The following is a 26,616-nucleotide window of genomic DNA, read 5'->3' as shown; positions in this document are numbered from 1 at the left end:
CGGCGATCACCATCTCACGCATGAAGTGCTACATTGAAGCACATGGCTGAAGTGGGTATCCGGGCGCTGAAGCAGAACGCCTCTGCCGTCGTCGCGGAAGCAGTGGCGGGCGAGACGATCACGATCACCGACCGCGGTCGCCCGGTCGCCCAGCTGACCGCGATCCCGACAGGTCGGCTCGATCAGTTGCTGACCGCCGGAAAGGCTCGGCCGCCGCGTCGGACGCTGGTCGCGTTACCGGCGCCCGATCCAGGTCCCGACCTCAGCGCCGATCTCGCGGCCGAGCGCGACGCCGGACGCTATTGACATGGCGCACTACCTGGACACGTCGGCGCTGGTGAAGCTCGTCGTTGCCGAGCCGGAGACGACGGCGCTGCGCGAGTGGCTGGCCGATGCCGACGGGCTGGTCTCCTGCGACCTGGCCCGCACCGAGCTGATGCGTGCGGTGCGCCGGGTCGCGCCCGACCGGGCGTTGCGGGCGCGCGCGGTCCTCGATTCGCTGACGCTGACCGTGCTGACCCCGTCGGTGTGCGAGCTCGCCGGTCGTCTCGATCCACCGGGTGTGCGCAGCCTTGACGCCGTCCACCTCGCGGCGGCGCTCGACCTCGGCGACGATCTGGACAGTCTGGTGACGTATGACGAGCGCCTTGCGGAAGCGGCGCGGAGCAACGGGATCGCGGTGACTGCGCCGGCCTGAAAGTCGTTTGCGCGGTCGGCGCCGCGCCTGGTCGGTGGGAGTGGGCCCCGCGGGGCTCGAACCCGCAACCTACGGATTAAAAGTCCGCAGCTCTGCCAATTGAGCTAGAGGCCCTGGTGTGTTGCGCCCGTAAGAGTAGTGGGCGGCTGGTGGGTGCGTCACATCGGGCTGTATGCCGTCAGCGCCCGTCGACGGTGAGCGCAGTGTGACGAGCGAGCACATCGAAATCCGCATCGGCATGGAGCACCGGCACGCCGGCGCGGATGGCGTGGGCTCCGATGAGGCAGTCGATGAGCTTGCGGACCGTCTCGCCGTGCTGGCGGCAGGTGCGGTAGAGCGATGCGGCGTCCTCGGAGTCGGACGCCAATGTGTCGAGAGTGGTGGCCCGGGCGAGCAGGCCGCGCAACCGCCGAAGGTGCCTATCGCTGCGGGCACCGGCCAGCACCTCCATGCGCACCGGGTGGCACGTGGCGATGTCCCCATCGAGCGAAGCATCGACTCGGATGCATGCGGGGCTGCCGGTGTCGCGCAGGAACTCGACCCACGCCGACGTGTCGATCAGGATCATCCGACGCGGGTATCGCGCAGTCGGCAAGGTCACCGTCCCACCCAGAGCCCCGCAGTTCCCGGGCCTCCTGCAGACCCAAGGATTCTGCGGCAACGGACCGCAGCGCGAAGTTCACCGCTTCACGTTTGCCGGCGCATCTCGGGAGCATGCCGGACGCGTGACATACGCCGCGAACGGCATACCCGGGAGACGCGGAACGCCGCGAACGGCATACTCGAAAGCACCGGGAAAGGCGGTAGCGGCACCGCCTGCGAGGATGGCCGGACCATGAACCTCTACGACCGCCTGCCCGACGCCGACGACCCGGACGAGACGTACACCCGGTTCGTCGACTGGGCGGGGGAGCGCAACCTGACGCTCTACCCGCACCAGGAGGAGGCGATCATCGAGCTGCTGGCCGGGGCCAACGTCATCCTGGCGACACCCACCGGGTCCGGGAAGTCGATGGTGGCGACCGCGGCGCACTTCGCGGCGCTCGCGGGGGACCGGGTGAGCTTCTACACCGCCCCGATCAAGGCGCTGGTGTCGGAGAAGTTCTTCGCGCTGTGCGAGATCTTCGGCGCGGACAACGTCGGCATGCTGACCGGTGACGCGTCGGTCAACGCCGACGCACCGGTGATCTGCTGCACCGCAGAGGTTCTGGCCAACATCGCGCTGCGGGAGGGGCGGCACGCCGATGTCGGCATGGTCATCATGGACGAGTTCCACTTCTACTCCGAGCCCGAGCGCGGCTGGGCGTGGCAGGTGCCGCTGCTCGAGCTACCTCAGGCCCAATTCATCCTGATGTCAGCCACATTGGGCGATGTGACGATCTTCGAGGAGGAGCTGACCAAGCGCACCGGTCGGCCGACTGCCACGGTCGCCGACGCCGAGCGTCCCGTGCCGTTGGCGTTCAAGTGGGCGATGACGCCGCTGCACGAGACGATCGAGGAGCTGCTCTACGCCAAGGAAGCCCCGGCGTATGTCGTGCACTTCACCCAGGCCGCCGCGCTCGAGCAGGCCCAGGCGCTGATGAGCATCAACATGCTCAGCAAGGTCGACAAGGAGCAGATCGCCGAGATCATCGCCGGCTTCCGCTTCTCCGCCGGCTTCGGCAAGACCCTGAACCGGCTGGTGCGCCACGGGATCGGCGTCCACCATGCCGGCATGCTGCCCAAATACCGGCGGCTTGTCGAAACCCTCGCACAGGACGGGCTGCTCAAGGTCATCTGCGGCACCGACACCCTCGGCGTCGGCATCAACGTGCCGATCCGCACCGTCATCTTCACCGGGCTCACCAAGTTCGACGGGACCCGGCAACGACTGCTGAAAGCCCGCGAGTTCCACCAGATCGCCGGTCGCGCGGGGCGTGCCGGGTTCGACACCAGCGGCACCGTCATCGTGCAGGCGCCCGAGCACCAGATCGAGAATGCCCGGGCCATCGCCAAGGCCGGCGACGACCCCAAGAAGCTGCGCAAGGTCCAGCGCAAGAAGCCCCCGGAGGGCTTCGTCAACTACACCGAGGACACCTTCGAGAAACTTGTTCAGGCCGACCCGGAGCCACTGCAGTCGCGGATGCGGGTCACCCACTCGATGCTGCTCAATCTGATTGCCCGGGAGGGTGATCCGTATGTCGCTGTGCGTGATCTCGTGCGCGACAACCACGAGGACCCGCGCCGTCGCCGGCGTCTGGCGAAACGTGCGATCACCCTGACCCGCGAGCTGATGACCGCCGGCGTCATCGAACGGCTGCCGGAGCCGTTGCCGGACGGCCGCGGCATCCAACTGGTGGCGGACCTGCAGGACGGCTTCGCGCTCAACCAGCCCCTCGCGCCCTTCGCGCTCGCGGCGCTCGACGTCCTACCGGACCCGACCAACCCGGACGTCGACCAGCTGACACATGCGCTCGACGTCGTCTCGGTCATCGAGTCGATCCTGGAGGACCCGCGTCCGATCCTCTACGCCCAGCGGCGCAAGGCCCGCGGGGAAGCCGTCGCGCAGATGAAGGCCGACGGCATCGAGTACGACGAGCGCATGGAGCTGCTGGAGGACATCACCTGGCCGCAGCCACTCGCGGACCTGCTCGACGCGGCGTTCGAGACCTACCGCACGCATCAGCCGTGGGTGGGGGAGCAGGCGTTGTCGCCCAAGTCGGTCGTTCGCGAGATGTACGAAAACGCCTGGAGCTTCGGTGATCTGGTGCGGTATTACGAGATCGCACGATCCGAGGGCATCGTGCTGCGCTACCTCTCGGACGCCTACCGCACGCTGCGGCAGACCGTGCCGGACAACGCCAAGACCGACGAATTGGCCGATCTGATCGAGTGGCTCGGCGAGGTCATCCGGCAGACCGACTCCAGCCTGCTCGACGAGTGGGAGGAGCTGGTCAACCCCGCGCTGCACGAGGAGCGCGAAGCCGCCCTGGTGCACACGCCGCGGTCGATCACGACCGGCAAGGCTTTCGCCATCCAGATCAGGCGTGGCATGTTCCACCGGCTGGAGCTGGCAGCGCGGCGCGACGTGGTCGCGCTCGCCGCACTCGAGCGATCGGTCGCCGCTTCGACCGAACCGCGCACCGACGTCGTCATGGACGAATCGGCCTGGGACGACGACCTTTCCGCCTACTTCGCCGATCACGACGAGGTCCGGTTGGACGCGGACTCGCGCGGCCCGTCATACCTGCGCATCGAGCGCGGTGCCGAGAAGTGGCAGGTGCGCCAGGTGGTCGACGACCCCGAGGGCGACCACGACTGGGGGATCGACGCGGAGGTCGACCTCAAGGCCAGCGACGCGGTAGGTCAGGCCGTGATCGTGGTGTTGGGTCTGAACAGGATGGACTGAGGTCTCGGACAGCGTTGTCGCTTACGGTGGAGTAGCGAGCGAGGAGAGGGAAGAGATGGTGGACCCACGCGACGGCGAACGCCGGCCACGTCGGCCGGCGATGTTCAGCCCCGGCGCGCTCGACGCGCAGGCCTCGGGCGGCGTCGATCCGGCCGAGGTTTCCGAGATCGCGCACGAGTCGGCGGCCGTGCTCGTCGGCACCGGGCGGGCGACGGAGGATCCGGATGTGACGCGGCGGCTGGTGCGCCTGGTCGACGAGCTCGGTATGGCGACCGTCGCGCAGCTCTGGGCCGCGCAGCCGCCCGTCAGCCTGCCGGGCGCCCTGTGGCGGCTGTACGCGATCCACGAGTCGGTGCGACGCGACGCGGTCGGCGCGGCGATCGACTACGACCTCGGGCGGCACCACGCCGACGTGCAGCACGCGGTGGCCGGTGCGGCCGAGCCTCCGTCGCCCGACGCGTTGCGGGAGCTGGTCGACGCCATCCTGACCGGCGTCTTCGACGGGGACCTGGCGGTCGCGTTGGAGCGGGCCGCGGCGTTCTGCCGGGTGACGTCGATCGGCCGGGCGCATCGCGCGGATGATCACGACGGGCACGACGACCCCGGTGCGAGCGCGGCGACCCAGAGTGCGGCGGCGCTGCTCGGCACCGCGCACGACCTGGAGCGGGCGGCAGCATCCTGGCGGGCCGGCACCCTGACCTGACGGCCGGGACGCGTGCTGGATTGAGCCCGCGAGGCATCGAGGGCGGGGTCAGTGGTGCGCGCGGTACTCGTCGATCTCCTGCTGCCAGTCCGCGAGCAGTGTCTCTGCGTGGTCGATGGCCTCCCGGCGCCGGGTGAGCTCGCCGCGCAGCCGTGCCAGCTCCGCCTCGGCGGCAGTCAGCCGTTGTTCGGCCGACGTGCCGGGCGACTTGAGTGCCATGAATCGGGCGATCTCCCGTATGCCGAACCCGGCTCCGCGCAGCGCCAGGATGACGGCGAGTGCGTCCTGGGCGGCGACGTCATACACCCGCTGACCGGCGGTGTTGCGGGACGTCTCGATCAGGCCCTCCCGCTCGTAATAGCGCAGCGCCTCCACGGTGATGCCGTGCCGGGCGGCGAGTTCACTGATGCCACAGGGCGATTCAAGTGTGCGGACGATTTCCTTCACGTCACCAACCCTGTCAGGAGGACGAGACCTGCAAGCACCACCAGTCTTCCAGCGTGGTGGCGCAGTTGCAGGCTGTTGGTGAGGATTCCGACAAGGAGCGGACAACCCATGCCGAGCACGACCGCGAGGCCGATGCTCACGGGAGAACGGGTCAGACCCGCACCGACGGCTGCGGCCGCGGACAGTGTGAAACCGGCGGCGACGACGATGCGTTGCCTGCGAGACAACTCGTGGGCGGAGTCCTTGCCGGCGGCCGTCCCGCCCGCGGCGACGACCTGCAGCGCCGCCCAGCAGCACCAGAGAAGAGTGACAATGACGTTCATGAGCGCGAAGCTAGGAGCTGAAGCGCGCTTCAGCGCAACCCCTCGTGCGGGAGTTTCGCTGAAGTAGGTGCGTCGGGCCGGGAGCGCCTCACGGCGCACGGCCGCTCGTAGCGGCAAATTTTGGGACCCGGGGCTGCCGCGGCCCGACGCACCATGAAGCCTAACGGCAGCGGGGGCCGGGTTTGTTCCCCGTCCACAGGGAGAAGTTTCAGCGCTGGTCGATCGCGCCCAGCATGATCTTGCCCTTGCCATCGCACTCCGCACGATGTTGGCGGGCATCGTCGCGCGCCTTGTCCCGGGAGCGCCGGGCCCGGCCGGTCCAGTCGCAGCTCTTGCAGTAGCCGAACGCGAAGCTACCGTCCTCCTTGGTCAGCTCCTCCTCGAGCCGCACCAGGTGCGCGGTGTGCTTGTCGCCGCGCGAGTCCGCGACCTTGAGCCGGTCGCCCTTGCGCTGCAGGAACCGCGGGCGGCGACTGTCCTTGTCCTTGGGCACCCTTTCATCATGCAGCGCCTCGTGATGGCGGCATCGCGCGGGACCGGATTTCCCGCTCGTAGGTCTCCCCTGGGGCGACCTGTGCTCGCGTATGGCCGCATCTCCCGGTCATACGTCGCCCCCGGGGGGACCTGTGTGCGGTGGGGACGCGATCGGCTCAGCCGAAGCGGCCGGAGATGTAGTCCTCGGTGGCCTTCTTGCCAGGATTGTTGAAGATCTGCTGCGTGTCGTCCATCTCGATCAGGTTGCCCGGCTTACCGGTGGCCTCGAGGTTGAAGAACGCCGTCTTGTCCGACACCCGCGCGGCCTGCTGCATGTTGTGGGTGACGATGACGATGGTGAACTGCTCCTTGAGCTTGGTCACCAGGTCCTCGATCGCCAGCGTGGAGATCGGGTCGAGCGCGGAGCACGGCTCGTCCATCAGCAGCACCTGCGGTTCGACGGCGATCGCCCGCGCGATGCACAGCCGCTGCTGCTGACCGCCGGACAGCCCCGCGCCGGGCTTGTTCAGCCGGTCCTTCACCTCGTTCCAGAGGTTCGCGCCGACGAGCGACTCCTCGACCTTCTCGTCGAGCACCTTCTTGTTGCGCACCCCGTTCAGCCGCAGCCCGGCGACCACGTTGTCGCGGATCGACATGGTGGGGAAGGGGTTCGGCCGCTGGAAGACCATGCCGACCGTCCGCCGCACCGCCACCGGATCGACGGACTCGGCATACAGGTCCTCGTCGTCCAGCAGCACCTGGCCCTCGACACGGCCGCCGGGGGTCACCTCGTGCATCCGGTTTAGGGTGCGCAGGAAGGTCGACTTGCCGCATCCGGACGGTCCGATGAACGCGGTCACCGACCGCGGCTCGACGGTCATCGTGACGCCTTCGACCGCCTTGAAGTCGCCGTAGTAGACGTCGAGGTCCTGGACGTCGATTCGCTTACCCATGAGGTGTCTACCTGGTTCCTAGCTCTTGATCTTGGTCAGTCGGGCGATCAGTCGGCCGATGAGATTGATCACCAGCACGAGCAGGATGAGGGTGCAGGCCGCCCCCCAGACGCGGTCTGCGCTCACCTGATCGCCGGTCATGTTGGCGAAGTTCACGTTGATCATGGTCGGCAGGGCCGCCATGATCCCGGAGAAGGAGTTCTCGTTGAGGTATGGCGTGTACGACGCCAGCAGCAGCAACGGAGCGGTCTCTCCGGCAACCCGCGCGAAGCCGAGCAGCGAGCCGGTGATGATGCCGGACATCGAGGTCGGCAACACCACCCGGACGATCGTCTTCCACTTCGGCACGCCCAAGGCGTATGACGCCTCGCGCAGCTCGTTCGGGACGAGTTTCAGCATCTCCTCGGTGGACCGGGTGACGACGGGGACCATCAGCAGGACCAGGGCGAGGGAGGAGCAGAGGGGGATGAGCTTCCAGTGGAAGACCGTCACCCACGCGGTGTAGACGAAGATCGCCGCGACGATGGACGGCACCCCGGACAGGATGTCGACCATGAAGCTGACGGCTCGCGCGACGCGGGTGTTGCCGTACTCGACCAGGTAGATCGCGGTCATGATCGCGATCGGGATCGCGATGACCGACGTCCAGAGCGCGACCAGCAGGGTCCCGACGATCGCGTGGCGGGCGCCGCGCACGTTGTGGTCGAATCCCGGTGCGCCCACACCGGATTGGTCCTTCTGCCACCAGGTTATGTTGAGGATCGGGTGCAGGCCCTTGGACAGCACCGACCACATGATCCACACCAGCGGGATCAGCGCGACGAGGAACGCACCCCAGATGAGCACGGTCGCGATGTTGTTCTTCAGGGCGCGCGCCCCGGACTTGCCGTGGCCGATCCCCCCGAGGCCGCCGCCTCCGCGGGAGGTCTCTTCGCCGCTGCGTTCCCCCGAGTACTTCGTGGGGACGCCAGGGTCTGCCGCCGCAGTCCTTTCCATGCTCATTCGGAGAAGGCCTTCCTGCGTTCGATGACGATCCGCGCACCCGCGTTGACCACGAAGGTCAGCACGAACAGCACCAGCCCGGCGGCGATGTAGGCGCCCGTGCCGACCCCCGGCGTGAACTCCGCCACGTCACTGGCGATCTTGGCGGCGAACGTGGTGCCACCGCCGAAGATCGATGACGACCACGGCGCACCGTCGGGCAGCGACGACAGGATGAACATCACGGCGATGGTCTCGCCGAGTGCCCGGCCGAGGCCGAGCATGGTGGCGCTGATGATGCCGGGCCGGCCGAAGGGGAGCACCGCGGTGCGGATCATCTCCCACTTGGTCGCCCCGAGTGCGAGTGCCGCCTCCTGGTGCGACCGCGGCGCCTGCGAGAACACCTCTCGCGTCAGGGCGGTGATGATCGGCAGGATCATGATGGCGAGCACGATGCCGATGGTGAAGATCGTCGTGCCGCCGCTCACCGCGTCGTCCCGGGCGAACAGCGGGATCCAGCCGAACACGTCGGAGATGCCGTTCTGCACCGGCACGAGTTTGGGTGCCAGCACCATGAAGCCCCACACGCCGAAGATGATCGACGGCACCGCGGCGAGCAGGTCGATCAGTGTCGCCGCGGTGCCGGACAACCAGCGTGGTGAATAGTGCGTGAGGAACAGCGCGATCGCCACCGAGAACGGGACGGCAATGAGCACCGCGATCACCGACGACACCACCGTCGTCCACAGCATCTGCAGGATGCCGAAACGCGCCGGCTTGTCGTTGGGAGCCCAGGCCGTCGAGGTTAGGAAGTTGGCGTGGTCCTGGCCGATCGCGGGAAGCGCCTGCGCCAGCAGGAAGATCGCGATCAACACCACCGAGACGATGACCGTCCAGCCGGCGGCGGCAGCGCTTCCCCCGAAGATCAGGTCGCCCCACCGGCGGCGCGTCGACGCCTCAACGGGTGTCATTTCGATCGAGTTCAATTCAATGCCTCACTGTGCCCGTTGCCGGGCCGGGTGCGTCAGCTGATCGAGTCGATCGATGCCAGGACCTTCTGCTGGATCGCCGTAGGCAGCGGAGCGGCACCGACGCCGGTCAGCTGCTGCTGGAAGTCCGAGGAGGCCATGTAGGACAGGAACGCCTTGACGTCGTTGGCCTTCGTGGCATCGGCATACTTCGAGCAGACGACCTCGTAGGTGACCAGGATGATCGGGTACGCGCCGGCTGCCTTGGTCTTGTAGTCCAGCTGCAGCGACAGGTCCTTGCCGGTGCCGACGACCTTGGCGGCCTCGACGGCCTTGCCCGCGGAGGCCGCCGTGAGTGAGACGCCGTCCACGCTCGCCATGTCGAGCTTGTTCTGGATGGCGTAGCCCCACTCGATGTAGCCGATCCCGCCATCGGTCGACTTCACCGCGGAGGCGACGCCGGCGGTCTTGGCCTTGCCCTGGCCGACCGAGCCCTTCCACGTCTTGTCGTGCTCGTGCGTCCAGGCGCTCGGCGCGACGGTGTTCATGTAGTTGGTGAAGTTGTCGGTGGTGCCCGAGGAGTCGGAGCGGAAGAAGACGGAGATCTTGGTGCTCGGCAGGGTGACGCCCTTGTTGGCGGCCTGGATCGCCGGGTCGTTCCACTGGGTGATCTTGCCGGAGAAGATCTTCGCGATCAGTTGCGGGGTGAGGTTGAGCTTGTCGACGCCCTTGACGTTGAACGCGACAGCGATCGGGCCGGTCACCATCGGGATATCGAGTGCCGGGGACTGGCAGGCCTTCTCGGCGTCGGCCGGCTCACCCTTGTCGGGGTTCAGCGCCGAGTCGGACCCGGCGAAGTCGACCTGCTTGGCGATGAACTTGGTGATGCCGGCGCCGGAGCCGGTGCCGTTGTAGGAGATCTTGGCGCCGTTGCACTTGGCCTGGTAGCTGGAGATGGCCTGCGTGATCGCGTTCTGCTGGGCGGTGGAGCCCTCGGCGGAGAGGCTGCCGGTGAAGCACGTCTGGGCGCCTGCCGAACTGCCGGCGGACGACCCGGCCGAAGAGCCTGCGGCGCTGTTGGCGTCGCCGCCTGCTGCGGCCGAGCTCGTGGCGTCGTTGTTGGATGCGCTGCCACACGCGGTCAGGGCGAGCGCCGTCACGACGGCGAGTCCGGAAGCGCGGCCGATGCGCGAGATCTTCAAGGGAACTGCCTTTCACGAATTCAACTGGCGACCGGTCACGTCGACCGGTCGTGCCAGACGGTAGGCAGTGTGCGTGAAGCGTGGTCATTACGGGAGTGAACGTCCGGTGAACGTGACGCGTCGGGTCGGTGCCCGGTCATATGTCGCCCCAGTGGGGACTCCGGTACGCCCGGGACCCGGTTTCGCGGTCATACCTCCCCACCGGGGGGACTCCGGTACGCGCGGTCGACCGGACCCGGTCATACGTCGCCCCAGTGGGGAGTGCGGTACGTCCGGGACCCGGTTTCGCGGTCATACCTCCCCACCGGGGGGACTCCGGCACGCCGCGCTCGGCCGCGCGCCACCCCTCAGGCAGGGGTATGACGCTCGACGCTCATCACCCGAGCGGCCGCTCCGAGGCCGGCGACCTGGCACACCAGGGCCTCGCCCTTGGCCATCCCGCCGTCGATCGCCTCGGTCAGTACCTCGTGTCCGGGGCAGCCGGGGTCCGACAGGCCACGCAGCCGCAGCAGGACGGTCGGCAGTACCGGACGGTGGGTGCACAGAGCCGACGGCTCACCCCGCTCGAGCAGCCGTTCGATGTTGCGGGCGGCCTTCTCCGGGCGTTCCTCGAAGGTCTCCTCGGACAACCCGGACTTCGTCCGCAGGGTGATGCCCGCTGCGGCGGCATACGGCTGGACGGTGGTGAAGCAACGGACCGACGGTGAGGTGATGATGCGCTCGATGCCGTAGGCGGCCAGGATCGGCACCAACGCCTTGGCCTGCTCGCGCCCGGACCGGTCCAGCGGCCGCAACGGGTCGGGTCTGGGCCACTTGGAGCGCCCTACCGACTCGCCGTGCCGCACGACCACCAGCGGCCAGGTCTCCAGGACGCCGGCACGGTCGGCGTCGACGACCGCCTGCAGTTGCTGTGCGTCGCGGACGTAACTGAGGCGGACCTGCGCCTGCGCCGGGGTGAGCCAGGCGACCTCGTCGATCTCGTTCTCCAGGTCGCCGCTGCCGCTCAGCACCTCGGCGGCCCAGTAGCGGATCTCCTTGAGCTGCCCGCGTTGCATCGAGTAGACGGAGCGGGGGAGCGGCACGCCAAGACGCGGCCGGAATCCGGTCTCCTCCAACACTTCCCGCGCAGCTGCCTCCACCCAGCTCTCGCCCGGGTCGAGCTTGCCCTTGGCCCACGACCAGTCGTCGTACTTCGGTCGGTGCACCAGCGCGACCTGCAACTGGTCACCCTCGCGACGCCACAGCACGGCCCCCGCGGCAGGGACGGTCGCCGTTTCCGTGCGCGCCGTCACCGGCGCCGCGCCTTGCGCTTGCGCTTGGCGTAGGTGGCCATCAGGTCGGTCTGCAGGTCGCGTAGCGGAGCGCCCTCGGCGTCGAGGTGGTGGCGCTCCCAGCGCCCGTCGCCGTGCAGGTGCCAGGAGGAGGTGTCGTCCGCCATACCCTCGTCGAGCAGCGCGCCGAGGGTGGCGATGTGCTTGGCGTCGGTCATCCGCACCAGCGCTTCGACGCGGCGGTCGAGGTTGCGGTGCATCATGTCGGCGCTGCCGATGTAGACCACGTCCTCCTCGTCCTCGATGACGAAGCGGAAGACCCGCGAGTGTTCCAGGAAGCGGCCGAGGATGGAGCGGACCCGGATGTTGTCCGACAGGCCCTCCACACCGGGGCGCAGCGCGCAGATGCCGCGCACCCAGACGTCGACGGCGACACCCGCCATCGATGCGCGGTAGAGCGCGTCGATGGTTTCCTCGTCGACGATCGAGTTGACCTTGAACTGCACTCGCGCCTGCTTGCCGTCCCTGGCGGCCTGCGCCGCCCGGTCGATCTGCTCCAGCAGCCCGCTGCGCACCGAGCGTGGCGCGACCAGCAGCCGCTTGAACTTGCTGCGCGGGGCCATCCCCGACAGTTGGTTGAACAGCCGAGACAGGTCCTCGCCGACCTCGTGGTCGCAGGTGAGCAGGCCCAGATCCTCATACAGGCGAGCGGTTTTCGGGTTGTAGTTGCCGGTCCCGACGTGTGCGTAGCGGCGCATCTCACCGTTCTCCTCGCTGACCGCGAGGCACAGTTTGGCGTGCGTCTTGAGACCGACCTGGCCGTAGACGACGTGCACACCGGCGCGCTCCAGCTTGCGCGCCCAGGTGATGTTGTTCTCCTCGTCGAAGCGCGCCTTGATCTCCACGACCGCGAGCACCTGCTTGCCGGACTCGGCGGCGTCGATCAGCGAGTCGATAATGGGCGAGTCGCCGCTGGTGCGGTAGAGCGTCTGCTTGATGGCGAGTACGTGCGGGTCGTTGGCGGCCTGCTCGATGAAGGCCTGCACCGAGGTGGAGAACGAGTCGTACGGGTGATGCAGGAGTATGTCGCCGGAGCGCATCGCGGACATGACGTCGGACTGGGCCGAACGCTCGACGGGCGCCAGGTCGGGGTGCGGCTTGGCGAGGAACGGCGGCCAGCGCAGCTCCGAACGGTCAAGATCGGCAAGGATGTTCAGTCCTCGCAGGTCCAGCGGCTCCGGCAGCCGGTAGACCTCGTCGTCGCGCACGCCGAGCTCGCGGACCAGCAGGTCCATCACGTGGTCATCCATGTCGTCGGCGACCTCGAGCCGCACCGGCGGTCCGAAACGGCGCCGGGTGAGCTCCTTCTCCAGTGCGGTCAGCAGGTTCTCGGCGTCGTCCTCCTCGACCTCGAGATCCTCGTTGCGGGTGACCCGGAAGGTGAAGTGCTCGCGGACCTCCATGCCCGGGAAGAGGTATTGCAGGTGCTCGGCCATCACGTCCTCGATGGCGACGAAGCGGGCGTCATACAGCTTGTCCTCGTCCTCAGCGGCGGGCAGCGGCAGCAGCCGGGACAGCAGTGGCGGCACCTTGACCCGGGCGAAGTGTTCGCGCTCGGTCTTGGGGTTGATGAGGACGACCGCGAGGTTGAGGGACAGCCCGGAGATGTAGGGGAAGGGGTGCGCCGGGTCGACGGCCAGCGGCGTCAGCACCGGGTAGATGCGGTCGCGGAACAGCTTGTTGAGGTAGCCGCGGTCGGCGTCGGTCCATTCGTCGGGGCGCACGATGCGGATGCCGACGTCGGCGAGGGCCGGGCGGATGTGCCGCTGGAACATCTTGGCGTGCACGGCCATCAACTCGTGGGCGGCGTTGCTGATCTCGTCGAGGACCTCACGCGGCTCCAGCCCGGAGGCGGAGCGGACGGCGAGCCCGGTGGCGATGCGGCGTTTGAGGCCGGCGACGCGGACCATGAAGAACTCGTCGAGGTTGCTGGCGAAGATCGCCATGAACCGGGCCCGTTCGAGCAGCGGCACCAGCGGGTCGCCGGCCAGCTGCAGCACCCGCTCGTTGAACTGCAACCAGGAGATCTCGCGGTCCAGGAAGCGGTCGGCCGGCAGCTCCGTGGAGGTCTCGTCGAGCTCCGGGGCGACGCGGATGAACTGCCCGTTGGCACCGCGAGCGCGCTGCGCCGCCCGGGTCTGCAGGCGCACGAGGGACGCTTCGCTGGGGGCAGGCTGGGTGGCCGGGTCGTCCGCGGCGGTCAGCAGTGGCTCCGATTCCATGGGCCTATCGTTGCAAAACCGCGCCACGCGCGCAGCTTCCGCCCATCACGGGCTTCTCGCACAGCCAGCGTTAGACAGAACGCGCGCCATGCCGCGCGTTCTGTCCAACTCCCGGCTGCAGACGCCGGCGAGCGTTACCCGCACGTGCTTCCCGGTGATGCCTCCGCGGGCGATGCTGGTGGTGTGCACAAGGGCCGGCTCTGCGGGATCGCGTTCATCGCGACGCTGCTGAGCGCCTGTGGCTCCTCGGGCGGGAGCGCGTCTGGTGGGAGTCCGACTCCCAGCCCACAGTCGGTCACCGTCACGGTCGGCATCGTCTACCGCGGTGGTCCGGCTCCCGGCGACTCCGATCACCTCGTGGCCGGCACCATCCACCTGACGGGAACGGCGTTCGACGCGTCGCGTCACGTCACCGACGGTCACGCCGCGACCTTCCGGGTGCAGCCCGGTGCCTACACCGCAACCGCGCGGAGCGGGGATGCACAGTGCCGCACCGCCACGGTGAACGCGGCGGCCGGCACGAAGTCACCCGTGCTCGTCCGCTGCGACGTCAAGTAGTTCTTGCGGGTTGAGCGGCGTACATGACGTCGACGCTCGCCCGGGTGAACCCGAGCCTGCTGTAGGTCGCCACCGCTGCCGCGTTGTCGCCCTCGACATACAGGTCGATGTGTATGACGCCCCGCGCCTTGAGGTGTGCCAGCCCGAGCGCGGTGACGACCTTGCCGAGCCCGTGCCCCTGGTGTCCGGGATCGACGGCGACGACGTAGACCTCGCCGGTGTCGGGCTCGGACGGCTCGATCTTGGTCCAGTGCGATGCGGTGAGTTCGCCGGTGGCGTCGTCGAAGATCAGGATGAGCCCGGCCGGGTCCCACCAGGGTTCGGCCATCCGTTCATCGAGGTCGGCGCGGGTCATCTTCCCCTGCTCGGGGTGGTAGTCGAACGCCCGCCGGTTGAGGTCCAGCCACGCCTCCTCGTCACCCGGCTGGAACGCGCGAGCGGTGAATCCCGCTGGCACCTCCGGTGATCCGATCGCCGGGTCGGCGTCGGCGGCGCGCGCCATCTTCCACAGGTTGCGCACGACGGTCAGCCCGGCCGCAGCGGCCAGGGCCTGGGCGCCGGGCAGGTCGCCGTGCGCCCAGAAGCGCGCATCCGGCCGTTCCCCGAGCACCCCTTGGACGATGCGTCCGCCGAACCCGTGCCGCCGGTGGTCGGGGTCGACGACCAGCTCCACGGCGCCGTCGTCGGCGACATACGCGCCGGCTGTCACCGTGTCATCGGTGCTGATCACCTGCTGTGGCTGGGTGTGCCGCAACGCCAGCCGGGTCTGCTCGGAGAACGGATCGACCCCGTCGTACGACGCGGCGCGGTCGGCGATGGCCAGGAGTTCCTCAGCAGTGGTCACCCCGCCATCGTGCCGCAACGGCGTCGACGACCGACGCAGCAGCCGGGGGCGCGGGTCGGGCGGTCGAGCGTCGCTCAGGTCAGTCGACCAACGAATCCTCGGTCTCGTGCGCCCCGGAGGAGCCGACGAACCGGTAGCCGACGTTGCGGATCGTGCCGATCAGCGACTCGTGCTCGGGGCCCAACTTCGCGCGCAGCCGCCGGATGTGCACGTCGACCGTGCGGGTGCCGCCGAAGTAGTCGTACCCCCACACCTCCTGCAGCAACTGTGCACGCGTGAACACCCGACCCTGGTGTGCCGCAAGGTGTTTCAGCAGCTCGAACTCCTTGTACGTCAGGTCGAGCAGGTGCCCGTGGATGCGTGCGGCATACCCCTCCTCGTCGATCACCAGGCCACCGGCGGTGATGTGGGCGGGGCCCTCGTCGGGCTCCTCCTCGGGGGAGCGGCTGACGGCATACCGCAATCGGGCCTCCACCTCGGCCGGCCCGGCGCTGTCCAGGATCACGTCGTCGACCTGCCACTCGCCGGTCAGCGCGGCGAGCCCGCCCTCGGTGAAGATGGCGATCACCGGCACCGTCTGGCCGGTCGTGCGCAGCACGCGACTCAGCCCGCGAGCTCCCACGAGGTCCCGCCGCGCGTCCAGCAGCACCAGATCGCACTCCGGCGGGTCGACCATCGCGGACGGCTGCGGGGCCAGGATGCGGACCCGATGGCTCAGCAGACCCAGCGCCGGCAGGACCTCCACGCTCGCACCGGGCGCGTCGGTCAGCAGCAACAGGCGAGCCATACTTTGAAAGAATACTGATTGCGGAAGGGTGAGCTGGCTCTCGATCCGTGTTGATGGACGTTGTGGCGGTCGCGGCCGTGCCGGCCCGACCGGCGCTCACACCGAGCTTGGAGGAACGAAGTGCACGACGTGACGGTCCGTTACTGGGCGGCCGCGCAAGCCGCTGCGGGCACCCACGAGGAGACGCTGCCCGCCGCCGACCTCGAGCAGCTGCGCGCCGCCGCGCTGCAGGCCCACCCGGGTCTCGGGCCGGTGCTGCAGCTGGCGTCGTTCCTGCTCGACGGCCGCCGCGTCGACGGCGCCACGGCCCTGCCCGCCGGGTCGGTCGTCGAGGTGCTGCCACCGTTCGCGGGCGGTTGATGGGAGGATGCCGGTCGTGTCCACCGCCTCCGAAGCCGACTCACCCGCACGCCCGACGCTGACCTCCCTGCCGGTCGTCGGCGGTGTGGTCACCGCTGCCCTCGTCATCCTCGGCGGGTATGTCGGCCACGACGTCGCGGCGTACGCCGTGCTCGCCGCCGGACTCGCGCTCGCCTGGGGTTGGCCGCTGCTGCTCGACCTGCCCCGCCCCACCGGCAGCAGCGTCGTGCTCGCCGCCGGTGCCGTCGGTATGGCGGGGGTCGTCCTTTTCGCCGGCTCCGACGACGACGGGATGCAGGCGATCAGCCTGGTGCTCGCGATCGCGCTGGTGCTGGCGTTCCTGCACGAGCTGATCCGCACCGATGGGCGCGGGTCGCTGACGGTCTCGCTGGCCGGCTGCGCGTTCGGGCTGGTGGTGCTGGCCAGCGGGATGTTCGGTGCGGCGGCTGCGTCATACGACACCGGGGACGCGGCACTCGCGGTCGCCGTCGGCACCCCCGCACTCGGGCTGCTCGCCGACACGCTGCTGCCGGTCGCGCACGAACACGAATGGTCCATCCCGGCAGGTGCGCTGCTCGGCGTCGTCCTCGGCCTGATCCTCGGCGCGACCAGCGACGGCGCCTGGCCGGAGTTGCTGATCACCGGGCTCGTCGCAGGGCTTGTCGGCGCGTCGATCCGGCGCGGGTTGCGACAGCTGGAGAGCCTGGACCCGGCGGGCCGGCTCGGCTACGGCATCGCGGCGGTGCTGGCCTGCGGTGTGCTGGCGTACGGCGCGCAGTGGTTCATCAACCGCTGAGCGATCAGTCCTCGGTGGCGGGTCCGGACTCGGCGAAGACCGGTCCGGCGGCGCGCTGCAGCTGGGCCGAGGAGTAGGACTGCAGCGGGTGCCCGAGCGCGGCCATGTCGGTCGCCCACATCAGCCCGCCGTTCACGTAGCCGTAGAGCCGATGGGCCGCGGTGTACTCCCGGGCGACCGGGCTGCGCAGCACCCCGTCGGTGCGCAGCTCCGCCCTGGCCGGCTGCGTCTTGCCGTAGTAGAGCTCGGTCACGCCCGTCGGGTGCGACAGCACCAGCTCCACCTCGTCGTTCGGCAGGGGACGCCAGAAGCCCAGCTCCGTCTCGAACGGTTCACCGCGGTCGCCGCCCTCGTCGAGGACCCAACTGCGCGTCTCCCAGCGCAGGAACGGGCGGCCGTCATGCGTGCAGCTGACCTCCTGCGCGAAGTTGACCGTCGGCAGGTCGGGGTAACCGGCGACACCGGTGCCTTCCCACTGCCCGAGCAACCAGGCCAGCGGGGCGAGATCGGGGTGCATGGATGTGTCGAGTTCGATGGGCACGGTCCCGATGGTAACGACGGCCGCGCAGTGAGGGTGTGTCCCGTTGTGCCGACGGTCGGTGGGTGGGGACGGGTATGCCGCCACGGGGTGTCCCGTAGTGCCGACGGTCGGTGGGTGGGGACGGGGACGAGGACGCGCGACCAGCGACTCAGTGGATCGAGTTCTCGCCGTTGGTGTAGGTGTCCATCTTGTCGTGGTAGAGCGCCTGCCCCAGCTTCTTCATCTGCGGCTCGTTGACCACGTCGATGGATCCGGCGACCGGGTCCGAGGCGAATCCGCTGAACGGTGCCGTGAAGTAGGTGATGTCGCCCGACCGCAGGTTGCGCAGGTCGAAGGCCAGACCGCGCAGGTCGCTGGCCGAGGTGTCGGCGTCGACCTCGGTGTACTTGGTGAGGTCGTCGACAGTGCGGGTCAGCTTCAGCGGGTTGAGCAGGGTCCCGGCCGACAGCGTCTTACGCGCCACCGCGCTGATCCAGGCCTGCTGGTCACGGCCGCGGTCGATGTCGCCCTGCGCCAGCTGGTGGCGCTCGCGGACGAAACCGAGTGCCTGCTCGCCGTTCATCGTGTTGTAGCCCTTGTGGAAGGTGCCGTAGCCCTTCTCGCTGAACGGCTGTGCGACATACACCTTGACCCCGCCGAGGTCGTCGGTCAGGTCCGCGAACCCCTTGAAGTCGATGATCGCGTAGCGGTTGATCGTGACGCCACCGAGCAGGTTCGACAGTGTCTGGGCGAGCAGCGCCGGCCCGCCGTACGCGAAGGCGGCGTTGATCTTGTTCTTGCCGTGGCCCGGGATCGGTACGTAGAGGTCACGGGGGAAGTGGATGACCTGCACCGACTTCTTGTCGGCGCTGATGTGGACCAGCTGGATGACGTCGGAGCGGGCGTTCTCGCGGTTGTTCTTGACCGAGCCGGAGCGGGTGTCGCTGCCCATCAGCAGGATGTTCTGTGCGTCGCCCGCATCCGCGGCGGGTTTGACCGTCGCGGTCGGCAACGGGTCGCCGTGCTTGATGTTGGCGGTCACCACATGGTTGAGGTAGAGCGCGAACCCGACGAACGCCAGCACGATGATCAGCAGCATCGTCAGGAGCGTGAGCAGGGTGACCTTCAGCCAGCCGTGCTTCTTCTTCCGCCGGCGCCCGCCGCCTCGGCCTGCGCCGGCGTACCCGGCGGCCTCCGCCTCCGGGTCGTCATAGTCCTCGTCGTCCTCGTCGTCCGCGTCCGGCTCGTACGCTTCGGCGTCCGGTGAGGCGTCGTCCGGCGAGGCGTCGGCCTCGGCCGAGGGCGCAGCCTGCTCGTCGGCGTCGTTCAGTTGCTCGTCCCCGTCGTCCCCGGTCATGGCGCTGAGTCTAAGGTCACGCACTGCGTGGTCGGCCCGGAAAACGCCGGACGTACCCTGGAAGGGTGACGACTGCATCCCTGGAGAGCCCCCTGCTCGCTCACTCCGGTGCGGTTCCCGCCGACGGTCTCGACGCCGGCGTGGCCGCGCACTACGGAGATCCCATGCGTGAGCAACGATTGCTCGAGCAGGGCCTGGCGGTGGTCGACCTGTCCCATCGTGGGGTGGTCACCGTCACCGGTCCGGACCGGCTCAGTTGGCTGCACTCCATGACCACCCAGGAGCTGACGGCGCTGGCGCCATACACCTCGACGGAATCGCTGGTGCTCAGCCCGCACGGGCACATCGAACACGACCTGCACCTCGTCGACGATGGCGGGACCACGTGGATCACCGTCGAACCCGGCACCGCGCCGGCCCTCGTCGAATGGCTGAACTCGATGCGCTTCATGCTGCGTGTCGAGGTCGAGGACGTCACTGCCTCGTATGCCGTCCTCGGCGAGCCGATCGGCAACGAGTCGCTGCCCGCCGAGAAGGAGGACCGCGGCGTCATCGCCTGGCGCGACCCGTGGCCGGCCGCCGGCACCGACACGGCGTTGTATGGCGACACGGATCCGCATCCCGCGGCCGGCCGCGCCTGGCGCGAACTCATCGTGCCGCGCCCGCAGCTGATCGAAGAGGTCGGCGACCGGCACGTCGCCGGCATCTGGGCTGCCGAGGCCGAGCGCGTCAACGCGTGGCGGCCGCGGGTCGGCAAGGAGACCGATCACCGCACCATCCCGCACGAGCTGGACTGGCTGCGCACCGCGGTCCACCTGCACAAGGGGTGTTACCGCGGGCAGGAGACGATCGCGCGGGTGCACAACCTGGGGCGCCCGCCGCGCCGGCTGGTCTTCCTGCACCTCGACGGGTCCGGGCACGTACTGCCGTCCGAAGGTGCCGATCTGGTGGTCGCCCCCGGTGAGCGTCCGGTGGGCCGGATCACCACCGTGGCCCGGCACGTCGACGACGGCCCCATCGCGTTGGCGGTGGTGAAGCGCAACACCGCTGCCGACATACAGCTCCTCACCGGACAGGTGGCAGCCGCGCAGACGGTGATCGTCACGCCGTAGCACGCCGCCATCCCTTGCCGAGAGGCCCAGTAAACGTCCAGAGGCTCAGTAACTCCGGCCCGAAAGCCCGGTATTTACTGAGCCTTTCGGTCGTTTGTGAGCCTTTCGGTCGGTGGGTGGGGCGGGTGTGACCCGTTTCACGCTTGCCCCAGCTTGCAATTTGCTAACTGTAGTTAGCACAATGGACTCATGAGTCCGAACCCCGTGAGCGATCTGGGCAGCTACCTCAAGGAGCAGCGCCAGCAGGCGCAGCTTTCCTTGCGGCAGGTGGCCGACCGCGCGGGGATCTCCAACCCGTACCTGTCGCAGATCGAGCGTGGCCTCAAACGGCCGAGCGCCGAGATCCTGCAGGCGCTCGCGAAGGGGCTGGCCATCTCGGCCGAGCAGCTCTACGTGCATGCCGGCATCCTCGACGCCCTGCCCGATGAGGACGCGCCGATCGACACGCGACAGGCGATCAAGTCCGACCCGCGGCTCACCGCCAAACAACGCAAGGCGTTGCTCGACGTCTACGACTCGTATGTCGGGGACTGACCGCACGGCCGACTGATCCCACGACCCCACGCAAGCGGCCGAATCCACTTGCATCCCAACAGAAAGGCAACACCATGCCCAGCACCAAGGAGATCCTGGAGCGCTCCCCGTTCTACGCGTTCATCGGCGCCGCCGACGTCGCGCTGGAGACCGTGCGCAACACCCTCGAGACCGCGACGGACAGCGCCGCGACCTTCCGCGACGACTTCACCCCGGAGCAGGTGCAGGAGCGGATCCTGAGCACCGTCAATGACGTTCGCGACCAGATCACCGCGCTTCCGGCGCGCGCCACCGAGCAGTACGAGGCTGTCGCCGGCAACGTGCAGCGTGCCTACGAGGAGTTCGCGCAGAACTACCTCGAGTTCGCCGCGCGCGGCGTCGAGATGACGCAGCAGTTCGCCAACCAGAGCCTGTCGGCCGTCACCTCTGCCCGCGAGGCTGCCCGTGGGGCCGGCGACAACACCGTCGCCGCCGTCCTGGACGCTCGCAAGGAAGCCGCCAAGGGTGTCGAGCGTCTCGCCGGCCTGGCCGGCCGCGGCGCCGACGTCGTCGAGTCCGAGGCCGAGACGGTCGTGCGCAGCGCCGCTGCCAAGCAGGGTGCGGCCAAGCGCCCCAGCCGCAAGGCCGTCGCGAAGAAGGCGAGCGCCAAGAAGGTCGCCGCCAAGCCGGCGGCGAAGAAGACCGCTGCTGCGAAGGCTCCGGCCAAGAAGGCCGCCGCCAAGAAGGCGCCGGCGAAGAAGACCGCTGCCAAGAAGGTCACCCCGGCCAAGGTCGCCGAGACCGCCCCGACCCTGCCGGTCGAGGCCAGCGACAACGCCTGATCTGCATCACCGAAACACGGCCCGGCCCGGCCGCGAACTCCTCGAGGTTCGCGGCCGGGCCGTCCCGTGCTCGGGGCTTGTTCGTGTTCCGGCGTGTATGGACTCGGCATACCCGCTCATAGGTCGCCCCAGGGGGGACTCCGGTACGCCGGTGGCCGGTTTCGCGGTCATAGGTCGCCCCAGGGGGACTCCGGTACGCGGGTGGCCGGTTTCCCGGTCATAGGTCGCCCCAGTGGGGACTCCGGTGCGGTCTGGGGCGCCGTACCCGCGCGTATGTCGACACTGGGGGACTCCGGTACGGTCTGGGGCGCCGTCCCCGCGCGTATGCCGACACTGGGGGGACTCCGGTACGCCGGTGGCCGGGTTCGCGGTCAAAGGTCGCCCCAGTGGGGACTCCGGTACGGTCGGGACGCCGTCCCCGCGCGTATGCCGACACTGGGGGGACTCCGGTACGCCGGTGGCCGGGTTCGCGGTCATAGGTCGCCCCGGTGGGGAGTCCGGTACTCCGGTGGCCGGTTTCCCGGTCATAGGTCGCCCCAGTGGGGACTCCGGTACGCCGGTGGCCGGTTTCGCGGTCATAGGTCGCCCCAGTGGGGACTCCGGTACGGTCGGGACGCCGTACCCGCGCGTATGTCGACACTGGGGAGTCCGGTACACCGGGCGACCCCGCGAAGCCGCGCCCGCCGGTCCGCGGACCACCCGCCAGCCGACCCGGGGAGCGCGGTGGCGTCATACCGCTCTATCGTCGGCTTCGTGGCTACCTCTTCCCTCAGCGCACTTTCCGACGCGCCCGTCCTCGCCCACGTGGACCGCGGCGGCTTCATCGAGTCGGTGCACCGCGGCGTCGCGGTGATCACCACGCCGGACGGCGAGGTCGACTTCGCGCTCGGCGACCCGACCGCGCCGTGCTTCCCGCGTTCGTCCAACAAGCCGCTGCAGACCCTCGCGATGCTGCGCAGCGGGCTGCAACTCGGCGAGCCCAGGCTGGTCGCGCTCGCGAGCGCGAGCCACTCCGGCGAACAGTTCCACCTCGACGGTGTCCGCGCGATCCTGGCCGGCGCCGGGCTCACCGAGGCCGACCTGCAGAACACCCCCGACCTGCCGTATGACGAGCAGGCGTGCGTCCAGTGGCTGCGCGACGGGCACGACGCCACCTCCATCACCCAGAACTGCTCCGGCAAGCATGCCGCCATGCTCGCGACCTGTGTCGCGAACGGCTGGGACACCGCGACCTACCGCGACCCGCAGCACCCGCTGCAACAGGCGATGGCAGCCACCATCAGTGAACTCGCGCACGAGGAGATCGCCTCGATCGCCGTCGACGGCTGCGGCGCGCCCGTCATGGCGATCTCGCCGGTCGGGCTGGCACGCGCGTTCGGCGCCGTCGCCTCCGCCCGGGCCGGCACCCACGAGGCGACGGTTCGTGACGGCATCCGCACCGCCCCCGAATACCTCGGCGGCACGCGACGCGACGTCACCAAACTGATCCAGGGCGTCGACGGGCTGATCGCCAAGGACGGTGCCGAGGCCGTGTATGCCGTGGGCCTGGCCGACGGCCGCGGTCTCGTGGTCAAGATCGCCGACGGCGGGCAACGCGCCCGGCCGGTCGTCATGGCGGAGCTGCTGCGTCGTGCCGGGGTGAGCGGCCCCGCGGTCGACGAACTCGGCCATGCGGACGTGCTCGGGCACGGCGAACCGGTGGGTGCGATCACGGCCGTCATACCGTGATCCCGAGAGCGGCGGTCGGCTGCCGGGTTAGGCTTTCCTCATGGGAAACCTGATCCACCTGCAGCAGACCGTCGCCCTGGTGCTGGGCGTGGTGCTCTTCGCCATGCAGCTCTTCGCGCTGGTCGATTGTCTGCGTCAGCGGACGGACGCGTTCCCTGCGGCCGGCAAGCGCACCAAGTCGCTCTGGCTGGCGATCACCGGGGTCGCCGCCGCGCTCGGCCTGTTGTCGATCACCGCACCGCTCAACATGTTCGAGATCATCGCCGTCGTGGGCGCCGGCGTCTACCTGGCCGACGTGCGGCCCGCGCTGCAGCAGGTGACCGGCCGCGCCCGGCGCAACAACAGTGGCCCCTACGGGCCGTGGTGACCGGAGACCGCCGGCCGTGATCGAGGGGGAGACAGTCCGCCGGCAGCTGCCGGTGCTCGGCAAGCTGCGCCCGCAGGTGAAGGCGTACGCCTGGGGTTCGCACACCGTGCTCGCCGAGCTCACCGGACGTCCAGCACCCACGGCGGAGCCGGAGGCCGAGCTGTGGATGGGTGCGCACGAAGCCGCACCCTCCGGGATCGGCGAGGTCACCCTCGACCAACTCGTCGCACGAGACCCGGTGCAGGCGCTCGGGCCGCGGGTCGCCCGCCACTTCGACGGGCGGTTCCCCTTCCTGCTGAAGATCCTCGCGCCGCAGACCGCGCTGTCCATCCAGGCACACCCCGACGCCGAGCAGGCGCTCGCCGCGGCGCCCGGCACCTACGTCGACCGATGGCCGAAACCCGAAGCGCTGCTTGCGGTTACGTCGTTCGAGATCTTCGCCGGGCTGCGTCCGTATGACGACATCCGGCGCGTCGTGAAACATCTCGAGGTCCCGTCCCTGGCGCAGCTGCTCGACGCGGTGGAGCTGCGGGAGGACCCGGTCGCGACGCTGCTGACCGACATACTCCGTGCGGACGGCGAGCGACAGCGCACGCTGGTCGACGAGGTCGTCGCCGCCTGCAGCGCCCGGCTCTCCGGGGCCGACGCCGAATCGTTCGACGCCGTACTGCGGATCGCCCGGCAGTTCCCCGGAGACATCGGCCTGGTCGTGCTGCTGCTGATGGTGCACCGCGTGCTGGAGCCGGGCGACTACATCTTCGTGCCGCCGGGCGTGCTGCACGCGTACGTCCACGGCACCTGTGTCGAGTTGCTCGCCAACTCCGACAACATCGTCCGGGCCGGGCTCACCCCGAAGCCGCTCAACATCGACGAGTTGTTGCGCATCGTCGACTCCGACCGGGCGATGGTGCCCGAGCGGCCGACGCCGGGACGGATCCACTCGTTCCCCGCGGAGGTCCCGCACTTCCAACTGCACGTCGTCGAGCCCGCGCCAGACCCGGTGACACTCCCGGCCGCCGACCGGCCGCGAATCGCGTTGGCGCTGCACGGTTCTGTCACACTCACGTGCGGCGCCGAGGCGCTCGAGCTGATGCCCGGCGAGTCGTGTTTCCTCGGCGCGTCCGACGGCGCCGCCACCGTTCGCGGCACCGGCACGCTCTACCTCGCGACCTCGGGGCTGGCCAACTCCTGAGACCACGTCGCCGCACTCGTGGCGACCGGGATCCGCTGGACGATCGGCGAACACGACGCGTGCGCTGCGATCGCTGCGCAGCGGCGCTGCGAATCGGCCGCAGCACTTTCGCAGTGCCCCTCGCAATCGTGGGTGTCGTTCCAGAACAACACTTTCCAGGGAGAGTTCGGTCATGGTCACGACACGTTCAGGCCTCAAGAGCGCAGCAGCAGTCCTCGGTGCCTCGGCACTTCTCGCCGGGGTGGGGATGGGTATGGCGTCCGCGCCGGCGCATGCGGCGACGGCGCGCAACGGGGTGTGTGAGTCGGGTGAGTTCTGTTATTACTACAACTCGGGTGAGGCCGGGTCGGTGTCGGACTTCACGACGTCGGTGGGCAATTACGGGACGGACAAGGCGACCTGTTACGTCTTCAAGGGTTCGGGCAACGGCAAGGGGTTGTGCATCAAGAACAACGCTGCGTCGGTGTGGAACCGTACGTCGAAGCCGGTGTACGTCTACTACAACAGCAACTACGGTGGCGCGTCGCAGAAGATCGCGGCCGGTGCCAAGGCCAATCTGAACTCGACGCTGAAGAACAACGACGCCTCCCACCACATCGGCGCCATCAGCACCGGTAGCTGCAAGAACAGCTTCGGCAACCCGCACACGTGCGCGCAGGCCGTGACGTGGGCGAAGAACCACCTGGGCAGCACCTCGCTCGGCACCGGGATGTGCGACCACGTCGTCGGTCTGGCCTACGGCTGGTCCAGCAGCGGATCGAGCACCGCCTACGTCCATTGGACCCAGGTGCCGGCGGCCGACAAGCACGCGGGCAGCCGCAGCGTGCCGGCGGGTGGCCTGGCGTTCTTCAAGGGCGGTTCGTCCGGTGCCGGCCACGTCATGCTGTCCCTCGGCGGCGGCCAGTTCGCCTCGACGGATGTGGGCGCCAACGGCCGTTACCAGGCGGGTCACTACAACAAGACGACCATCGCCACCATCGAGTCGAGCTTCGGCGAGACCTACCTCGGCTGGACGCAGCCCTGGTTCAACCACTGACAGCGGCCACCGAACCAGGAAGCGAGGTTAGGCAATGACTTTCCGGAAGAAGGCCATGGTGGCCCTGGCGGGTAGCACCATCGCACTCGGCGGAACCGTGGCGCTGGCAGTCCCGGCGCATGCGGCGACGGCGCGCAACGGGGTGTGTGAATCGGGTGAGTTCTGTTATTACTACAACTCGGGTGAGGCCGGGTCGGTGTCGGACTTCACGACGTCGGTCGGCGACTACGGGACGGACAAGGCGACCTGTTACGTCTTCAAGGGTTCGGGCAACGGCAAGGGGTTGTGCATCAAGAACAACGCTGCGTCGGTGTGGAACCGTACGTCGAAGCCGGTGTACGTCTACTACAACAGCAACTACGGTGGCGCGTCGCAGAAGATCGCGGCCGGTGCCAAGGCCAATCTGAACTCGACGCTGAAGAACAACGACGCCTCCCACCACATCGGCGCGCTGTCCGGCACGGTCAGCGGCAGCACGGTCATCGCACGGGCGAAGGTCTGGGTGGACGCCGGCGTGCCGTACAGCCAGACGCACCTCTACCAGGGCTACCGCGAGGACTGCTCCGGATTCGTGTCGATGGCGTGGGGACTGGCCAAACCCGGCACCACCACCGCCGGTATGCCGAAGTACGGCAAGTACATCAGCAAATCCGCGCTGAAGAAGGGCGACGTGCTGCTCAACTCCAACCCCGGCAGCCAGGGGCACGTCGTGATCTTCGAGAAGTGGGCCAACTCGGCGCACACGTCCTACTGGGCCTACGAAGAGAGCGGGAGCAAGGGCGCGGTCCACCGGGTCGACCCGTATCCCTACTTCTCCGGCTACGGCACGTTCAAACCGTTCCACTACAACAAGTTGGCGTCCTAGCGCTGGTGGTCCGCAGAAGGTGCGCCATACCGCACTCTCTGCAGACCGGA

The 26,616-nt window shown here is 68.8% G+C and carries 29 protein-coding genes and 1 tRNA gene; 15 read left to right on the top strand and 15 right to left on the bottom strand.

Going from position 1 to position 26,616, the window contains the following annotated elements; translation table 11 throughout:
• Positions 1-42 precede the first annotated feature (42 nt).
• Entirely contained in the window at positions 43-306 is a 264-nt protein-coding gene (locus tag FHU39_RS13955; RefSeq protein ID WP_183321217.1) for a type II toxin-antitoxin system Phd/YefM family antitoxin, read from the top strand.
• Position 307: 1 nt separating this feature from the next.
• Positions 308-697, top strand: a complete 390-nt coding sequence (locus tag FHU39_RS13950; RefSeq protein ID WP_183321216.1) for a type II toxin-antitoxin system VapC family toxin — start codon at positions 308-310, stop codon at positions 695-697.
• A 41-nt stretch (positions 698-738) separates the two neighbouring features.
• On the opposite strand, the gene FHU39_RS13945 is transcribed toward FHU39_RS13950, so the two are convergent.
• Positions 739-811, bottom strand: a tRNA-Lys gene (locus FHU39_RS13945).
• A gap of 64 nt (positions 812-875) precedes the next feature.
• Positions 876-1,265 carry a type II toxin-antitoxin system VapC family toxin gene (vapC, locus tag FHU39_RS13940; protein ID WP_183321215.1) on the bottom strand — a complete coding sequence of 130 codons (390 nt, stop codon included), beginning with the start codon at positions 1,263-1,265 and terminating at the stop codon, positions 876-878.
• 267 nt (positions 1,266-1,532) lie between these two features.
• On the opposite strand from vapC, the gene FHU39_RS13935 reads away from it, so the two are divergent.
• Both FHU39_RS13935 and FHU39_RS13930 read left to right on the top strand, forming a co-directional pair.
• Positions 1,533-4,085, top strand: coding sequence for a DEAD/DEAH box helicase (locus FHU39_RS13935; RefSeq protein WP_183321214.1), 2,553 nt, complete (start codon positions 1,533-1,535; stop codon positions 4,083-4,085).
• A gap of 55 nt (positions 4,086-4,140) precedes the next feature.
• Positions 4,141-4,788, top strand: a complete 648-nt coding sequence (locus FHU39_RS13930; protein WP_183321213.1) for a hypothetical protein — start codon at positions 4,141-4,143, stop codon at positions 4,786-4,788.
• 48 nt (positions 4,789-4,836) lie between these two features.
• On the opposite strand, the gene FHU39_RS13925 is transcribed toward FHU39_RS13930, so the two are convergent.
• From FHU39_RS13925 to FHU39_RS13885, 9 genes are all read right to left on the bottom strand, one after another.
• Positions 4,837-5,235, bottom strand: a complete 399-nt coding sequence (locus FHU39_RS13925) for a MerR family transcriptional regulator (RefSeq protein WP_183321212.1) — start codon at positions 5,233-5,235, stop codon at positions 4,837-4,839.
• On the bottom strand, positions 5,232-5,558 hold the full coding sequence (locus FHU39_RS13920) for a hypothetical protein (RefSeq protein ID WP_183321211.1): 327 nt from the start codon (positions 5,556-5,558) through the stop codon (positions 5,232-5,234). Before FHU39_RS13920 ends, FHU39_RS13925 begins: the two co-directional genes overlap by 4 nt.
• 208 nt (positions 5,559-5,766) lie before the next feature.
• The gene (locus FHU39_RS13915) at positions 5,767-6,051 is read right to left on the bottom strand and encodes a hypothetical protein (protein WP_221185535.1); all 285 of its coding nucleotides are present in this window, start codon (positions 6,049-6,051) and stop codon (positions 5,767-5,769) included.
• 157 nt (positions 6,052-6,208) lie between these two features.
• Complete coding sequence (gene pstB / locus FHU39_RS13910) at positions 6,209-6,985, bottom strand: phosphate ABC transporter ATP-binding protein PstB (RefSeq protein WP_183321210.1); 777 nt, start codon at positions 6,983-6,985, stop codon at positions 6,209-6,211.
• 18 nt (positions 6,986-7,003) lie between these two features.
• Positions 7,004-7,987 carry a phosphate ABC transporter permease PstA gene (pstA, locus tag FHU39_RS13905; protein ID WP_246336572.1) on the bottom strand — a complete coding sequence of 328 codons (984 nt, stop codon included), beginning with the start codon at positions 7,985-7,987 and terminating at the stop codon, positions 7,004-7,006.
• On the bottom strand, positions 7,984-8,937 hold the full coding sequence (gene pstC, locus FHU39_RS13900) for a phosphate ABC transporter permease subunit PstC (protein ID WP_183321209.1): 954 nt from the start codon (positions 8,935-8,937) through the stop codon (positions 7,984-7,986). Before pstC ends, pstA begins: the two co-directional genes overlap by 4 nt.
• Before the next feature lie 53 nt (positions 8,938-8,990).
• Positions 8,991-10,136 (bottom strand): phosphate ABC transporter substrate-binding protein PstS, encoded by a 1,146-nt coding sequence (gene pstS, locus FHU39_RS13895; protein WP_221185534.1) that lies wholly within the window; start codon positions 10,134-10,136, stop codon positions 8,991-8,993.
• A 347-nt stretch (positions 10,137-10,483) separates the two neighbouring features.
• Positions 10,484-11,428: an NUDIX domain-containing protein gene (locus FHU39_RS13890; protein WP_183321208.1), complete on the bottom strand. Its 945-nt coding sequence runs from the start codon at positions 11,426-11,428 to the stop codon at positions 10,484-10,486.
• Positions 11,425-13,689, bottom strand: a complete 2,265-nt coding sequence (locus tag FHU39_RS13885) for an RNA degradosome polyphosphate kinase (RefSeq protein WP_183321207.1) — start codon at positions 13,687-13,689, stop codon at positions 11,425-11,427. The genes FHU39_RS13890 and FHU39_RS13885 overlap by 4 nt, the downstream gene beginning before the upstream one ends.
• Positions 13,690-13,872: 183 nt before the next feature.
• Here FHU39_RS13885 and FHU39_RS13880 point away from each other — a divergent pair, with 183 nt between their 5' ends.
• Positions 13,873-14,247 carry a hypothetical protein gene (locus FHU39_RS13880; protein ID WP_183321206.1) on the top strand — a complete coding sequence of 125 codons (375 nt, stop codon included), beginning with the start codon at positions 13,873-13,875 and terminating at the stop codon, positions 14,245-14,247.
• Here FHU39_RS13880 and mshD read toward each other — a convergent pair.
• Complete coding sequence (gene mshD, locus FHU39_RS13875) at positions 14,240-15,091, bottom strand: mycothiol synthase (protein WP_343065898.1); 852 nt, start codon at positions 15,089-15,091, stop codon at positions 14,240-14,242. The two genes, FHU39_RS13880 and mshD, sit on opposite strands and share 8 nt — an antisense overlap.
• Before the next feature lie 79 nt (positions 15,092-15,170).
• Complete coding sequence (locus FHU39_RS13870; protein WP_183321204.1) at positions 15,171-15,878, bottom strand: response regulator transcription factor; 708 nt, start codon at positions 15,876-15,878, stop codon at positions 15,171-15,173.
• 120 nt (positions 15,879-15,998) lie between these two features.
• On the opposite strand from FHU39_RS13870, the gene FHU39_RS24285 reads away from it, so the two are divergent.
• Entirely contained in the window at positions 15,999-16,238 is a 240-nt protein-coding gene (locus tag FHU39_RS24285; protein WP_183321203.1) for a MoaD/ThiS family protein, read from the top strand.
• 16 nt (positions 16,239-16,254) lie between these two features.
• Complete coding sequence (locus FHU39_RS13860) at positions 16,255-17,034, top strand: hypothetical protein (RefSeq protein ID WP_183321202.1); 780 nt, start codon at positions 16,255-16,257, stop codon at positions 17,032-17,034.
• A gap of 4 nt (positions 17,035-17,038) precedes the next feature.
• Here the strand turns inward: FHU39_RS13860 and FHU39_RS13855 are convergent, their stop codons facing one another.
• On the bottom strand, positions 17,039-17,575 hold the full coding sequence (locus FHU39_RS13855) for a heme-binding beta-barrel domain-containing protein (RefSeq protein WP_183321201.1): 537 nt from the start codon (positions 17,573-17,575) through the stop codon (positions 17,039-17,041).
• A 148-nt stretch (positions 17,576-17,723) separates the two neighbouring features.
• Positions 17,724-18,911: an LCP family protein gene (locus FHU39_RS13850; RefSeq protein WP_183321200.1), complete on the bottom strand. Its 1,188-nt coding sequence runs from the start codon at positions 18,909-18,911 to the stop codon at positions 17,724-17,726.
• 65 nt (positions 18,912-18,976) lie between these two features.
• On the opposite strand from FHU39_RS13850, the gene ygfZ reads away from it, so the two are divergent.
• The 8 genes from ygfZ (at position 18,977) to FHU39_RS13810 (ending at position 26,566) form a co-directional block, all read left to right on the top strand.
• Positions 18,977-20,023 carry a CAF17-like 4Fe-4S cluster assembly/insertion protein YgfZ gene (ygfZ, locus tag FHU39_RS13845; protein WP_343065897.1) on the top strand — a complete coding sequence of 349 codons (1,047 nt, stop codon included), beginning with the start codon at positions 18,977-18,979 and terminating at the stop codon, positions 20,021-20,023.
• 189 nt (positions 20,024-20,212) lie between these two features.
• Complete coding sequence (locus FHU39_RS13840) at positions 20,213-20,557, top strand: helix-turn-helix domain-containing protein (RefSeq protein WP_183321199.1); 345 nt, start codon at positions 20,213-20,215, stop codon at positions 20,555-20,557.
• 74 nt (positions 20,558-20,631) lie between these two features.
• A complete protein-coding gene (locus tag FHU39_RS13835) occupies positions 20,632-21,378 on the top strand; it encodes a hypothetical protein (protein WP_183321198.1) in 747 nt (248 codons plus the stop codon).
• 753 nt (positions 21,379-22,131) lie between these two features.
• Positions 22,132-23,106 carry an asparaginase gene (locus tag FHU39_RS13830; RefSeq protein ID WP_343065896.1) on the top strand — a complete coding sequence of 325 codons (975 nt, stop codon included), beginning with the start codon at positions 22,132-22,134 and terminating at the stop codon, positions 23,104-23,106.
• Positions 23,107-23,146: 40 nt separating this feature from the next.
• Positions 23,147-23,473 (top strand): DUF2516 family protein, encoded by a 327-nt coding sequence (locus FHU39_RS13825; protein ID WP_183321196.1) that lies wholly within the window; start codon positions 23,147-23,149, stop codon positions 23,471-23,473.
• A gap of 16 nt (positions 23,474-23,489) precedes the next feature.
• Positions 23,490-24,665, top strand: a complete 1,176-nt coding sequence (gene manA / locus FHU39_RS13820; protein ID WP_183321195.1) for a mannose-6-phosphate isomerase, class I — start codon at positions 23,490-23,492, stop codon at positions 24,663-24,665.
• A gap of 172 nt (positions 24,666-24,837) precedes the next feature.
• On the top strand, positions 24,838-25,701 hold the full coding sequence (locus FHU39_RS13815) for a peptidase inhibitor family I36 protein (protein ID WP_183321194.1): 864 nt from the start codon (positions 24,838-24,840) through the stop codon (positions 25,699-25,701).
• A gap of 34 nt (positions 25,702-25,735) precedes the next feature.
• Positions 25,736-26,566: a peptidase inhibitor family I36 protein gene (locus FHU39_RS13810; RefSeq protein WP_183321193.1), complete on the top strand. Its 831-nt coding sequence runs from the start codon at positions 25,736-25,738 to the stop codon at positions 26,564-26,566.
• Positions 26,567-26,616: the final 50 nt, after the last annotated feature.

This window comes from Flexivirga oryzae (assembly GCF_014190805.1).
Taxonomy (GTDB): domain Bacteria; phylum Actinomycetota; class Actinomycetes; order Actinomycetales; family Dermatophilaceae; genus Flexivirga; species Flexivirga oryzae.
Note: the sequence above shows the minus strand (reverse complement) of the source record. Positions and strands in the feature narration are given on the sequence as shown.